This is a genomic window from Thalassobius vesicularis (genome assembly GCF_004799325.1).
Classification (GTDB): domain Bacteria; phylum Pseudomonadota; class Alphaproteobacteria; order Rhodobacterales; family Rhodobacteraceae; genus Thalassobius; species Thalassobius vesicularis.
Window position 1 is genome coordinate 345,272 of sequence record NZ_SSMD01000002.1, and the last position, 13,084, is coordinate 358,355.

Below are 13,084 nucleotides of genomic sequence, written 5' to 3' on the forward strand. Positions count from 1 at the left end.
GGACCTCGGGTTCGCAAATTCAGGTTGGGCCGTGTGATACCGGACCACGCGGGCGGGGGCAATCACTGTTGGCGCGTGATCTGGCGGCTGGGGCGGGTCTCTGTTATGGCGAGGGGGAAACGGGGCAATGGCCCCCCTTGCAAACGGGAACCTCCTCATGACTGCCAGCAAGCGCATCGTTCTGTCCAGCGACCACGCCGCCATTGATCTGCGGCGCGCCATTGCCGATCACATCGCGGCCAAGGGCTATGACGTCACCGATATCGGCCCGATGACGACCGAAAGCACGCACTACCCCCTGCACGGCCAGGCGGCGGCGCAGAAGGTGGCCTCGGGTCAGGCGGATCTGGGCATCATCCTGTGCGGCACCGGCCAGGGCATCATGATGGCGGCCAACAAGGTCAAGGGCATCCGCTGCGGCGTGTGCTCGGACACGTTCTCGGCCCGGATGATCCGGATGCACAACAACGCCAACATCCTGTCCATCGGCGCGCGCGTCGTGGGCGAAGGGCTGGCGCTGGACATCGTCGACGCCTTCCTGGGTGCCGAGTTCGAGGGCGGCCGTCACGCCACCCGCGTGGACATGATCGAGGGCTGAGGCCCTTACAGCCGCTTTTCGAAGAAATGGTCGGGATAGGGGTCGTCGTTGAAGCGGTCGATCTCGTCCCAGCCGGCGGTGCGGTACATGGCGACCGCCTCGGGCAGGGCCGAGTTGGTGTCCAGCCGCAGGGTTGTGATGCCCAGATCGCGGGCGATGGATTCGATCCGGGTCATCAGGCGTTTGGCCAGCCCCATGCCGCGCGCGGCGGGGGAAACCCACAGGCGCTTGATCTCGGCATAGCCCTTGTCGGTGCCTTTCAGGCCGACGCAGGCCAGCGGCAACCCATCCGACATCGCCACCAGAAACGCGCCGCGCGGGCGGATCATGTCGGTGGCGCCCGGATCGGCGGACAGTTTCACGTCAAATCCGGTGCGCAGGCGGCGGCCCAGCTCGGCGTAATATTCGGTCAGGCAGTGGATGGCGCGGGGGTCGCGCGGGTCCATCTCCAGCATCTCGACATCCTGCCCGAGGGCCGAGGCGATGAGGTCCATCGCCTCTAGCAGGGCCTGCGGTTTGGGGTGGCGGGCCAGCAATGCCTGCGCGCGGGCGTCGGACAGCGCGTCATACTCGGCCAGTTCGGCCTGCCCGGCGGAGGTCAGCGTGGCCAGCTTGCGGCGGCCATCGGCGGGATCGGGGGTCAGCGCGACCAGCCCGTCCCGTTGCAGCGCCTTCAGGAAGCGCGACAACAGCGCCTTGTCGAGGTCCAGATAGGTGCGGATCGCCTCCAGCTCGGGCGAGTGGTGGCCGATCGCGTGCAGCACCCGCGCAGGCCCCAACGGACGGCCCCGCCCCAGAAACGACTGGTCCAAAGCGCCGGTTTCACGGGTGACGGCGCGATTGAAGCGGCGGATGCGGGTGATGGGATCGGCGGGCATATGGTTTACCTTGGTCAATCGTTTTGGTTTACTTAAGTCAACCACACCCCCCGCGTCAATCCGGGTTGACAGCGACGCCACGGCAAGGCGATTGAAACGGGATGAAAAATTCGCTGCCATATGCGCCACCCGGCACGGTGATCGGGCTGTTGGGCGGGTCGTTTGACCCCGCCCACGAAGGCCACGCGCATATTACCCGCGAGGCGCTGAAACGGTTCGGGCTGGACCGGGTGTGGTGGCTGGTCAGCCCCGGCAACCCGCTAAAGGCGCGCGGACCGGCGGAAATCGGGCGGCGGATCGCGCGGGCCAAGGCGGTGATGCAACACCCGCGCGTCACCGTGACGGATATCGAGGCGCAGCTGGGCACGCGCTTCACCGCGCAGACGCTGCGGCGGCTGAAGCAGCTGTATCCCGGCGTCCGGTTCGTCTGGCTGATGGGCGCGGACAACCTGGTGCAGTTCAGCCAGTGGCAGGATTGGCAGTGGATCATGTCCAACGTCCCCGTGGGGGTGCTGGCGCGACCGGGTCAGCGGATCTCGGCCCGGGGGTCGAAGGCGGCGCAGGTGTTCCGCCACGCCCGGCTGCCGCTCGAAGCCTGCCGGGAACTGGGCCACGCACAGCCGCCGCGCTGGTGTTTCCTGAACGTCCCGATGATGGACCATTCCTCTAGCGAAATCCGCCGTCGCGGCGACTGGCGCTAAGGCTGGACGCTTGTTTCCAAGCCCCGGCTGGGGTTAGATTCGGCGCATCATGACTCAACGCATTTCAAGACGGTCTTTTCTGGTTTCTGCCAGCACACTTTTGATGGCGGGCCCCGTATTGGCGGGGCCTCCGGCCTTATCTTTACGCCCGCATTTGCGGCCCGAGCGTGCCCTTTCGGGGGCCTCGGTCGGGGCGCAGACGCTGATTTCCAAGGCCCGGCTGACCGGTCAGGTCGCCTTTGCGGTGGCCGATGCATCCTCGGGGCAGATGTTGGAGACCCACGCCGCGGCGACCGGATTGCCACCGGCCTCGGTCACGAAAACGGTCACGGCGCTGTACGCGTTGGAGCATCTGGGCGCGAACCACCGGTTCCGCACCCGGCTGATCGCGACGGGGCCGGTGACGGGGGGGATCGTGCAGGGCGATCTGGTGCTGGCGGGCGGTGGCGATCCGACGCTGGACACCGACGCGCTGGCCAAGCTGGCCGCGCGGCTGAAGCAATCCGGCGTCAAGGGGATCACCGGGCGGTTCCTGGTCTGGGGCGGCGCCCTGCCCTATGCCCGCCAGATCGACCCCGACCAGCCCGAGCATGTCGGCTATAACCCTGCCCTGTCGGGCCTGTCGCTGAACTTCAACCGCGTGCATTTCGAGTGGAAACGCGAAGGCCAAAGCTGGGGCGTGACGATGGACGCGCGCTCGGACCGCTACCGGCCCGAGGTGCGGATGGCCACGATGGCCGTCGTGGCGCGCGATCTGCCGACCTACACCTACCGCGACAAGGCCGGGATCGAGAGCTGGACCGTCGCCAGTGCCGCGCTAGGCAAGGGCGGGTCGCGCTGGCTGCCGGTCCGCCGCCCCGAGATTTACGCCGGGCAGGTGTTCCGCAGTCTGGCCCGCGCCCACGGCATCGCCCTGCCCGAAGAGGCGGCGACCGGCAAAGCGCCATCAGGCACGACGCTGCTGGCGCATGAAAGCGACCCGCTGCGCGAGATTCTGCGGCTGATGCTGAAATACTCGACCAACCTGACGGCTGAACTGGTGGGTCAGGCCGCCACGCAGGCCCGCACCGGCAAGGCCGCCGACCTGCGCGGCAGTGCCCAAGAGATGAGCCGCTGGGCGGCGCAACGGCTGGGCATGACGCAAACGCGGCTGGTGGATCATTCGGGTCTGGGGGATGCGTCGCGCATATCAGCGCAGGACATGACCCGCGCGCTGGTCTCGGCGCATCAGAACGGGCCGCTGAAGGCGATGCTGAAGGGCATCCCGCTGCGCGATGCGCGCGGCAAGGTGCAAAAGAACCACCCGATCACCGTGCGGGCCAAAACCGGGACGCTGAACTTCGTCAGCGCGCTGGCGGGCTACATCTCGACCCCGGGCGGGCGCGATCTGGCCTTTGCGATCTTCACCGCCGACAACCCCCGCCGCGAAGCCCTGAGCGTGGCCGAGCGCGAGCGTCCGAAAGGCGGGCGGCACTGGAACAGGATCTCGAAAGAGCTGCAGCAGGCGCTGATCGAACGCTGGGGCACCGAATACGCGGGCTGATCCCCCAAAAGAAACAAGGTGCGCCGTTGCGGGCGCACCTTGTCGGACGTTCGTGAGTGGAGCGCCAGCCTGCCCGCGCGCAGGCTGTGGCCACCTGCACGGGACAATCCGCGATTAGTGTCTTAGGTCTTTGAGGGGGGGTGCTGTCAGTTGCATGACGATAAAACCGTCTACCTTAAAACTAAAATTGAAATGCGTCGTACCAATGGCGAGACCCTGAGCCAGTTTGCCCCCCATGTCAAAGGTTATTGCCCCGAAAAATGTCAGGGCATGACGGTGATCAGCGTCATCTCGAACGGCCGCGCCTTGACCAGATTGAACAGCAGATGCGCGTTGTCAGGATGCAGCCGGATGCACCCGGCCGAGGCGGGGCTGCCCAGCTTGGCCACATCCGTGGTGCCGTGGATGGCGTAGTTTCCGTGGAAAAACACCGACCAGGGCATCGGCGCGTTGTTGTACAGGCTGGAGCGGTGATTGGCCGACAGGTATTGCGGGCTGTAGGTGCCCACCGGCGTGACCTTGCCCCTCCGGGCGGTGGAGACGGGCCAGGTGTACAGGTGCGCCTCGTCCAGAAAGACGGTCATGGATTGCTGTGACAGGTCCACCACCACCTGCACGACCTGCGCCCGCGCGATCAGCGGCAACAGGGACAGGGCCAGGGCAAGAAAGGTCATTCGAAAGCGCATCTTGCCCCCACGATGGGGCGCGGCATGACAAGTGTCAAAGCCTTTTGGCCCGCCTGCCGGACCGATCGCAGACCCGGATTACAGACTGGTGTGACGCGCGCGGGCGCCCCGCTCGATCGCGGCGGCGTGCAGGCGGTCGATGTTCAGCTCGTAGCGGATTTCCTCGAGCAGGCGCAGCTCGGTCTCGGCCAGCGTGCCATCGGCCGCGGCGACGTCGCAGGCCAGCGCATAGGCTGTCTCGAACAGTTTTTCCGGCAGGTTGTCGCGGATCAGGCCGAACAGGGCATCCAGCCCGTCCTCTTCGGCGAACAGGTCCATCACCAGCTTGCCCATGCGGTTCATCCGGTCGATGTCGTAATCGGCAAAGACCGGCAGGTGGTTCACGGCGTTCTGGATCTTCATCAACTCGGCCGTGCGGAGGTTCTCATCCGAGGCCGAAACGGCGATCATCAGCGCAACAAGGCAATCCTGCGGGCTGAGTGGATGGGTTTCTGTCTGTTCGTCGGTCATTTGACTGATCCTGCATGTCTGTGTCGCAGTGCAGAATATTGACTGCGCGCGCCCCTCGCAATAGGAAGCGGCGGTCTGCCGCGCATGGGGCGCGTGCGGACCCGATCCTATTGGAGAGAGACATGTCTGATCTGCGTGACGCCGCGATGAATTCCAAAGCCTGGCCCTTTGAAGAAGCCCGGACCCTGGCCAAGCGTTACGCAAAGAAACCGCCAGAGAAGGGATACGTCCTGTTCGAGACCGGCTATGGCCCCTCGGGTCTGCCGCATATCGGCACCTTCGGCGAGGTCGCGCGCACCACGATGATCCGCCGCGCGTTCGAAGTGATCAGCGACATTCCCACCCGTCTGATCTGTTTCTCGGATGACATGGACGGCATGCGCAAGGTGCCCGACAACGTGCCCAATCAGGACATGCTGCACGCCAATATCCAGAAGCCGCTGACCTCGGTCCCCGATCCCTTCGGCGAATTCGACAGCTTTGGCGGCCATAACAACGCCATGCTGCGCCGGTTCCTGGACACGTTCGGGTTTGAATACGAATTTTACTCGGCCACCGAGTTCTACAAGTCGGGCCAATTCGACGCCGTGCTGAAGCGCGCGGTCGAAAAATACGACGACATCATGAAGGTCATGCTGAAATCCCTGCGGGACGAGCGCGCCTCGACCTACTCGATCTTCCTGCCGATCCACCCGGAAACCGGCCGCGTCCTTTACGTGCCGATGAAAGAGGTGAACGCGACCGACTACACCATCACCTTCGACGACGAGGACGGCCGCGAATGGACCCTGCCCGTCACCGGCGGCAACGTGAAACTGCAGTGGAAGCCCGACTTCGGCGCCCGCTGGGCCGCGCTGGACGTGGATTTCGAGATGTACGGCAAGGATCACAGCACCAACACGCCGATCTATGACCGCATCTGCGAGATCCTGGGCGGCAAGAAGCCGGAACATTTCACCTACGAGCTGTTCCTGGACGAAAACGGTGAAAAGATTTCCAAGTCGAAAGGCAACGGCCTGACGATCGACGAATGGCTGACCTATGCCAGCACGGAATCGCTGTCGTACTTCATGTACCTCAAGCCCAAGACCGCCAAGCGGATGCATTTCGACGTGATCCCCAAGGCGGTGGATGAATACCACCAGCAGCTGCGCGCCTATCCCGATCAGGATGCCGCCGGCAAGGTAAACAACCCGGTGTTCCACATCCACAACGGCAACCCGCCGGCCTCGACCATGGTGGTGCCGTTCGGCATGCTGCTGAACCTGGCATCTGTGTCGGGGGCCGAGGACAAGGAAACGCTGTGGGGCTTCATCCGCCGCTATGCGCCCGATGCCTCTCCGCAAGCGAACGCCGACATGGATCAGGCCGCCGGATTCGCGGTGCGCTACTACAATGATTTCGTGAAGCCGACCAAGGTGTTCCGCGCGCCCACGGATCTGGAGCGCGAAGCCCTGCAAGAGCTGCGCGCGCAACTGGCCGCCTATGACGGCGCGCTGGACGACGAGGCGCTGCAATCCATCGTCTACGCCGTGGGCCGTGACCGGTTCGACCCGCTGCGCGACTGGTTCAAGGCGCTGTACGAGGTGCTGCTGGGCGCGTCCCAAGGCCCGCGTTTCGGCGGCTTCATCGCGCTTTACGGCGTGCAGGAAACCGTTGCGCTGATCGACCAGGCCCTGGCGGGCGAGCTGGTCTGAGACAGCCGAAATTGAGTGAAAGGCCGCGCCCCGTGCGCGGCCTTTTGCGTTTGGATCAAAGGGTTTGCGCGTATTCGACCAGCTGATCCACGACGATGCCCCAGCCTTCGTAAAACCCCATCTGCTTGTGGTTTTCGCACAGCTCGGACGTGCGGTGGCGGGCCGTGGCGGTGTAGATCGTGCCGCCCTGCCCGTCCTCGGACAGGTCCAGAATCGCGGTCATGAACGGCTCGGGCTTGGGTTTCCAGCCTTCGGTATAGGCGTCGGTGAAGACAAGGCGGCGGTTCGGGATCACCTCCAGATAGACGCCCTCGTTGCGCATCTCGTTGCCCTCGACCTCGAACACGGTGTTGAAGCGGCCACCGACGCGCAGGTCGATGTCACAGGCGGTGACGCGGTGCGGGCGTGGTACGAAAAACCGCGGAATATGTACGGGCGAGGTCCAGCAATCCCAGACCAGCGCGGGCGGGATCGGCAGGGTTCGGGTGAAACTCAGGTCGGTGGTGGGGTCCAGCTCCATCGCGGTGCCTTTCATGAGAGGGGTGCCGCCATGAGGCCCCCGGACGCCGGGATTCGGCAAGGGAAATCCCACGGGTTGCGAACCGCGCGCAATGGGGCCAGTCTGCCCGCAAAGGAGCGCCCCATGACCGGATACGAACCGCTGAACACGCTCAAACCCGTGGCGCAGGACATCTGGCTGATCGACGGGCCGGCGATCCGGTTCTACGGGATGCCGTTTTCCACCCGCGCCACGGTGATCCGGCTGGCCGATGGCGGGCTGTGGGTGCATTCGCCCACGCAGCTGACCGAAGGCCTGCGGGCTGAACTGGGCGCGCTTGGCCCCGTGCGCCACCTGATCGCGCCGAACTGGATCCACTACGCCTGGGTGCATCACTGGCAGGTCGCATGGCCCGCGGCGCAGGCCTGGGCCGCGCCGGGGGTGACGGACCGGGCCGCGCGCAAGGGCGTGCCGGTGAAATTCGACCACGCGCTGGGGGATCAGGCCCCGGCAGACTGGGCCGGACAGATCGAGCAGATGATCGTCAAGGGCAGCTTCGTGCACCGCGAGGCGGTGTTCTTTCACACTGCCAGCCGCACCCTGATCCTGACCGACCTGATCGAGAATTTCGAACCCGCCAAGCTGCCGTGGTGGATGCGGATCGCCACCCGGATCGGCGGCATTCAGGCCCCCGACGGGGCGATGCCGCGCGACATGCGGCTGACCTTTCGCAACCATTTCGACGCCCTGTCGGACTGCGTGAACCGCATGGTCGCCTGGGGGCCCGAACGGGTGATCCTGGCGCATGGCGAGTGGTTCCGTCAGGACGGCGCTGCCCGTCTGAAACGCGCCTTCCGCTGGCTGCCGCAGCAGCGCGGCTGAGTGCCTGCGGATACGGGCACCGTCACGGTGGTCTCAGCCGCTGTTAACCCTTCGTTTGCTATCCCCCCTGCCATCCGGGCGCGGACCCGGTCAGCGGATTCAGTTGATCCGGCGCGTGGCGGCGGACCTCAGGAAAGGACAGCAGATGAACAAGGCGATTACCGATGGCGTGGTCTTCATGCCCACCCCGTTTTCGGCAGGGCTGGACGTGTGGTCCAGCGGCGATGGCACGGCCGGCTCGGACACCTATGACAACGCGGTGAACGCGGCCTTTGTGCCAGCGGATCAGGACTTTGCCGGCTGTCTGGAGCTGCAAAAGACCGACACCACCCAGCGCGTGCGCTACATGGGGCAGACGCCGATCCTGCCGGGGTGCTACCTGCGCATCACCGCGCGGATCAAGGCGATCAGCGGCAACCTGCCCTCGGTCCGGATTGCGGGGCGTCCGGGCGATGCGACCGACGCCTTTGTCAGCGGGCTGAACCAGAACGGTGCCACCACGGCGCTGTCCAGCTATGGCGAGGTGGTCGAGATCAGCGCCATCGTCGGCAGCGGCAATCGCGGCGGGGTGGACATGGTGTGGCCCTCGCCCGTGGCCTACGGACATTTCGGGCTGGACCTGACCGGCGCGAATGGCGGCATCGTGCGCATCGACGATTTCGTGATCGAGGACATCACCGAGGCCTATCTGCGCTCGATGCTGGATTGGGTGGACGTGCGCGATTTCGGCGCGGTGGGCAACGGCGTCACCGACGATCTGGCCGCCTTCACCGCCGCGGATGACGCCGCCAACGGGCGCAGCGTGCTGGTCTCGGCGGGCAATTACTACCTGTCCGACAACATGACATTCGCCAGCCGCGTCCGGTTCGAAGGCACCGTGGTCATGCCCGACGACAAGATGCTGTCGCTGACCCGCAACTTTGACCTGCCCGCCTATATCGACGCCTTCGGCAACGAGGAGCTGGCCTTCAAGAAGGCGTTCCAGGCGCTGCTGAACAACGCCGACCATGAATCGCTGGACATGTGCGGGCGTCGCATCAGCATCACCGGCCCCATCGACATGCAGGCCGCCGTCGCCAACCGGACCGAGTATGCCACCCGCCGTCAGGTCATCAACGGCCAGTTCTACGCCGAGGACAGCACCGCCTGGGACACCGAAAGCTACACCTCGACCGCCAGCTATTCGACCAATGCGCCGCTGACCCTGTCGAACGTGGTCAACGTCGCCAACATCCCCGTGGGATCGCGCGTGTGGTCCAACGGGGTCGGGCGCGAGGTCTATGTCCGCGCCAAGAACGTCGCCACCCAGCAGATCACGCTGTCGATGCCGCTGTATGATGCGGTGGGCACGCAGACCTATTACTTTACCCGCTACAAATACATGCTGGATTTTTCGGGGTTCCAGAAGCTCTCGAAATTCTCGCTGTCGGATGTCGAGCTGCAATGCGGCGGGCGCGCCAGTGGCATCCTGCTGGCCCCGGCGGGCCTGATTTTCCACCTGAAGGACAGCTTCGTCACCTCGCCCAAGGATCGCGGCATCACCTCGATCGGCGAAGGGTGTCAGGGCATGCTGGTGGACCGCTGCCAGTTCCTGTCGAACGAGACCGGCACCCGCGCGCAGGACCGCACCACCATCGCGATCAACGCCAACTCCAACGACGTCAAACTGCGCGACAACCGCATCACCCAGTTCCGGCATTTCGCGGTGCTGGGCGGCACCAGCTCGATCATCTCGGGCAACCACTGGTTCCAGGGCGATGACGAGCTGGAGGGCCTGCGCACCGCTGGTCTGGTGCTGACCAGCACGCATAACCGCGCCACGGTGGACGGCAACTATATCGACAACTGCTTCATCGAATGGGTGAACGAGCACGACCCCGACCCGGCCTTCAACAACGAGTATTCGTTCAGCTCGCTCAACATCTCGAACAACATCTTCCAGTCGATCGACGCGGCGCCGTGGTTCCGGTTCATCGTGGTGAAACCACATGGCGCGGGCCATTTCATCAGCGGCCTGAACATCCACGGCAACATGTTCCGCGCCATCCACGGCACGCTGGACCGCGTGGACATGGTGGACACGTCCTTTGCCGATCTGGATTACACCCGGATGCGCAACATCACCGTCAAGGGCAACATGTTCAACGCCATCGACCAAGGGATGGAGAACCCGACCGTGATCCTGCACCAGCAGAACTCGGTCAACGCGACTTGGACGGTGGATTGCGCGGGGCCCCTGCCCTTTGGCGGCTACGCCCAGAACGTCGAGGCAGTGGTCGCGCGCGGCAAGGTCAAGACCGCGGGCAACGTGGCCAATTACGCCATGCCCTACGTCAACACCGAGCAGGGCGCCAACAAGGACCAGGTCGAGCTGCACTGGCCCGACGCCCTGCAGGGGCAGGTCGGCGTCATGGTGCGGATGGACAACTAAGCCGGATCGGCCAGATCGGTGGGCGTCAGGTGAAACGCCCGTCCGAACCCGCCATTCAGAAAGGCGCGTTGCGGGGCGAAGGCGACAAAGCCGAAATCGCCCAGCACCAGGTAGAGTTTGGCCTTGGGATGGTCGCGCAGGTATTGCGCGGCCATTTCTTCGTGCGCGGGGTCGCTGCGCGGGATGAACCGCGCCACGGCCTGCACGGTCAGACGCGGATGCGACAGGGCATCGCCCTTGGGCCCCGGCTCTCCTACCAGCAGCGCGCAGGCCGGATCGGCGGCCAGCGCCCGCGCATGCACCGCCAGCGCCGAGATCAGCGAGACCGGCCCGCCCACCATCCCCAGCGCAATCCGGCTGACATAGGGCGCGCCGGTGTCGGGGTCATTCACCGCCAGCGCGGCAAAGCGGGCCTGCCGCAGCAGGCTACGCGCCAGGGAACGGGCCTCGTCATCGGTGGGGCGGATCGGATCGGTCATAGCTCCGTGTTAGGCCCGCGCGCCGTCGCAGGCAAGAGCGCCGCGCCCACCAGCAGCAGCGCCACCCCCGACGCCACCGTCCGCGCGATGTTCGAGATCTGCCAGGTGCTGGAATAGGCCGTCCATATCTCGGCCAGCACCTGCGTCGGCTGGCTCAGGTCGGTCAGCATCAGCGCCTGGTTCATCGGCACGTTGATCATCACCGTCGGCACGAAGGCCCCCAGCAGGTAGACCAGCACCGCCGCCACCAGCCACATCGCAGCGGCCCGCCGACCGGACACCCAGACCCACGCCGCCGTGACGACCAGCACCAGCGGGGTGCCAAAGAACGCCGGCGCGAAGACCGCGTTGCGGACAGAGCGGTTCATCGCGTTCATCGCCTGAATCGCAACCTCGGGCGGGGTCTGGTCCAGCCCCCACATGGTCGAGCAGACCCAAGCGTAGAAGAACCCGAAGATCGCGGCGGAAAACAGCAGAGACAGGAAAAGCGGCACTCGGAACAACATGACTGACCTTTGGTTAACAAATTTGGTAAGGGTCTAACGCTCGGACATGTCAGTTCTGTCGCAAGATATTCAGAACTCCAACCAGACGCCCAGCTTGATACCGCTGTCGCGCGGGTCGGTCAGCCCATAGGCACCCCCCGCCTGCAGATAGACGGATTTACCGAGTCGGAACACTGCCGATGGGGCCAGAACCATGTCTTGCACCCCGCCGATACTGCCGGTCGAGCGGAGTTGCATGAGGAATTTCCACCGTTCAGACGGGGCCAAGCCCAGCGTGCTTTCGACCTTCCAACTGCTCAGACCCAGCGCCGGGTCAACCACCGCCGTCGCATCCACCGCGACCCAGCCATTGCCCCAGCCCGTCACGATGCCACGCCCATAGGACAGGCCGGGGCGCAGGATCGGCTTGCCGTCGGCGGTGCCGATACCGGCCTCCAGCGCCAGTTTGCCACCCTGCGGACCGCTCCAGACCGGCAGGCGGGCAAAGCCCAGCACGGTCGCGCCCTCCGTGGTCCAGAACCCGTCCACCCCCACCGTCAGCCGGTCGGTCAGGCCGTATTCAGCGAAGAACGAGGTCGCCACGGACCCATCCGCCCCCCAGTCCAACGCGGTGGCGCTGAACCAATGCCCCTTGCCGCGCGGCCAGGCCCCGGCCTGCGCCATGCCGCCGATCAGACAGAACAGAAGCACCCACGCCCGCATCACCAATCCCCCTTGGGCACAAGCATGAATTCACATTGGTAAACATGCCGTTAACCAATTCGAGCTTTGGTCCTGTCACATTCCGGTGCTAGGCTGATTGCAAAGGATGGAGGACAACATGCCGAAGATTTCGAGTGAGAATCGCTTTCAGACCGTCATCACCACCTTCGAGGCCACCCCGGGCACCTGTCAGGACCTGCTGGACCTGCTGAACAGCGCCTATGACGAGGTGATCTCAAAGCAACCCGGCTTCATCGCCGCCGGGCTGCACGTGAACGACGCGCAAACGCGGATCGCCAATTACTCGCAATGGGAAAAGCGCGAGGATTACCAAGCCATGCTGCGCAGCGACGAGATGCGCAAGCGCAACCGCGTGATCAACGAGCTGTGCAAAAGCTTCGAGCCGGTGATGTACGACGTCGCCCGCACCTACGGCTGAGGCCGGGCGAGACCGGATTTTTCGAAAAAATCCGGTCAAAATTCTTTGAAAGAATTTTGCGGCGCCGGGGTCAGACCGGGGGTCAGACGGCGGCCTTCACCCATTGGATGATCGAGGCTGCGGGCATGGCGCCGGACTGACGGGCTTGCTCTCGCCCAGCCGCGAAGGCGGCCATTGTGGGAATGCCGCGAATGCCGTATTTCATTCCGGCCTGAGGGTGATCCTCGGTGTTCAGCTTGACCAGACGCGCCGCGCCCTTCAGCTCGGCCGCCGCCTTGGAGAACTCGGGCGCCATCATCCGGCACGGGCCGCACCACGGGGCCCAGAAATCCACGACCAGCGGCACGTCATCGGTGCGCGCGGCTTTCTCCAGCGTGGCCAGGTCCACTTCGGCGACCTTGCCGCCCATCAGCGGTGCGCCACAGGTGCCGCATTTGGGGCCGGCGGTCAGCTTGTCTTCGGGGATGCGGTTGACCTGGCCGCAGTCCAGGCAGGTGAGTTTCTTGGGGGCCATGATGCGCTCCTGAATACAT

Annotated in this window: 15 protein-coding genes; 7 read left to right on the plus strand and 8 right to left on the minus strand. The window is 65.0% G+C overall.

Translation table 11 applies throughout. From position 1 onward, the window contains the following. Positions 1 to 157 precede the first annotated feature (157 nt). The gene (gene rpiB / locus E7681_RS05515) at positions 158 to 598 is read left to right on the plus strand and encodes a ribose 5-phosphate isomerase B (protein ID WP_136338267.1); all 441 of its coding nucleotides are present in this window, start codon (positions 158 to 160) and stop codon (positions 596 to 598) included. Between the two features lie 5 nt (positions 599 to 603). Here the strand turns inward: rpiB and E7681_RS05520 are convergent, their stop codons facing one another. Next, the gene (locus E7681_RS05520; protein WP_136338268.1) at positions 604 to 1,476 is read right to left on the minus strand and encodes a bifunctional helix-turn-helix transcriptional regulator/GNAT family N-acetyltransferase; all 873 of its coding nucleotides are present in this window, start codon (positions 1,474 to 1,476) and stop codon (positions 604 to 606) included. A gap of 101 nt (positions 1,477 to 1,577) precedes the next feature. On the opposite strand from E7681_RS05520, the gene E7681_RS05525 reads away from it, so the two are divergent. Together E7681_RS05525 and dacB are read left to right on the plus strand one after the other, a co-directional pair. Continuing rightward, the gene (locus tag E7681_RS05525) at positions 1,578 to 2,177 is read left to right on the plus strand and encodes a nicotinate-nucleotide adenylyltransferase (protein ID WP_136338269.1); all 600 of its coding nucleotides are present in this window, start codon (positions 1,578 to 1,580) and stop codon (positions 2,175 to 2,177) included. A gap of 154 nt (positions 2,178 to 2,331) precedes the next feature. Next, a complete protein-coding gene (gene dacB / locus E7681_RS05530) occupies positions 2,332 to 3,720 on the plus strand; it encodes a D-alanyl-D-alanine carboxypeptidase/D-alanyl-D-alanine endopeptidase (RefSeq protein ID WP_342777048.1) in 1,389 nt (462 codons plus the stop codon). A 263-nt stretch (positions 3,721 to 3,983) separates the two neighbouring features. On the opposite strand, the gene E7681_RS05535 is transcribed toward dacB, so the two are convergent. Together E7681_RS05535 and E7681_RS05540 are read right to left on the minus strand one after the other, a co-directional pair. After that, positions 3,984 to 4,394, minus strand: a complete 411-nt coding sequence (locus E7681_RS05535) for a L,D-transpeptidase (protein ID WP_246032410.1) — start codon at positions 4,392 to 4,394, stop codon at positions 3,984 to 3,986. 90 nt (positions 4,395 to 4,484) lie between these two features. Further along, positions 4,485 to 4,916, minus strand: a complete 432-nt coding sequence (locus E7681_RS05540; protein ID WP_136338272.1) for a tellurite resistance TerB family protein — start codon at positions 4,914 to 4,916, stop codon at positions 4,485 to 4,487. A gap of 122 nt (positions 4,917 to 5,038) precedes the next feature. On the opposite strand from E7681_RS05540, the gene E7681_RS05545 reads away from it, so the two are divergent. Continuing rightward, positions 5,039 to 6,613, plus strand: coding sequence for a lysine--tRNA ligase (locus tag E7681_RS05545; RefSeq protein WP_136338273.1), 1,575 nt, complete (start codon positions 5,039 to 5,041; stop codon positions 6,611 to 6,613). Between the two features lie 55 nt (positions 6,614 to 6,668). On the opposite strand, the gene E7681_RS05550 is transcribed toward E7681_RS05545, so the two are convergent. Then, positions 6,669 to 7,133: an SRPBCC family protein gene (locus E7681_RS05550; RefSeq protein ID WP_136338465.1), complete on the minus strand. Its 465-nt coding sequence runs from the start codon at positions 7,131 to 7,133 to the stop codon at positions 6,669 to 6,671. Positions 7,134 to 7,256: 123 nt separating this feature from the next. Here E7681_RS05550 and E7681_RS05555 point away from each other — a divergent pair, with 123 nt between their 5' ends. Continuing rightward, entirely contained in the window at positions 7,257 to 7,994 is a 738-nt protein-coding gene (locus E7681_RS05555; RefSeq protein WP_136338274.1) for a DUF4336 domain-containing protein, read from the plus strand. A gap of 145 nt (positions 7,995 to 8,139) precedes the next feature. Continuing rightward, positions 8,140 to 10,425 (plus strand): glycosyl hydrolase family 28-related protein, encoded by a 2,286-nt coding sequence (locus tag E7681_RS05560; RefSeq protein WP_136338275.1) that lies wholly within the window; start codon positions 8,140 to 8,142, stop codon positions 10,423 to 10,425. On the opposite strand, the gene E7681_RS05565 is transcribed toward E7681_RS05560, so the two are convergent. The 3 genes from E7681_RS05565 to E7681_RS05575 form a co-directional block, all read right to left on the minus strand. Next, positions 10,422 to 10,904 (minus strand): HugZ family pyridoxamine 5'-phosphate oxidase, encoded by a 483-nt coding sequence (locus tag E7681_RS05565; protein WP_136338276.1) that lies wholly within the window; start codon positions 10,902 to 10,904, stop codon positions 10,422 to 10,424. The two genes, E7681_RS05560 and E7681_RS05565, sit on opposite strands and share 4 nt — an antisense overlap. After that, positions 10,901 to 11,410: an anthrone oxygenase family protein gene (locus tag E7681_RS05570; RefSeq protein WP_136338277.1), complete on the minus strand. Its 510-nt coding sequence runs from the start codon at positions 11,408 to 11,410 to the stop codon at positions 10,901 to 10,903. The genes E7681_RS05565 and E7681_RS05570 overlap by 4 nt, the downstream gene beginning before the upstream one ends. Positions 11,411 to 11,479: 69 nt before the next feature. Further along, positions 11,480 to 12,112, minus strand: a complete 633-nt coding sequence (locus E7681_RS05575; protein WP_136338278.1) for a hypothetical protein — start codon at positions 12,110 to 12,112, stop codon at positions 11,480 to 11,482. A 118-nt stretch (positions 12,113 to 12,230) separates the two neighbouring features. Between E7681_RS05575 and E7681_RS05580 the strand changes: the two genes are divergently transcribed. Beyond that, positions 12,231 to 12,551 carry an antibiotic biosynthesis monooxygenase family protein gene (locus E7681_RS05580; RefSeq protein WP_136338279.1) on the plus strand — a complete coding sequence of 107 codons (321 nt, stop codon included), beginning with the start codon at positions 12,231 to 12,233 and terminating at the stop codon, positions 12,549 to 12,551. Between the two features lie 82 nt (positions 12,552 to 12,633). Here the strand turns inward: E7681_RS05580 and trxC are convergent, their stop codons facing one another. Continuing rightward, the gene (gene trxC / locus E7681_RS05585) at positions 12,634 to 13,065 is read right to left on the minus strand and encodes a thioredoxin TrxC (protein WP_136338280.1); all 432 of its coding nucleotides are present in this window, start codon (positions 13,063 to 13,065) and stop codon (positions 12,634 to 12,636) included. Positions 13,066 to 13,084 lie beyond the last annotated feature (19 nt).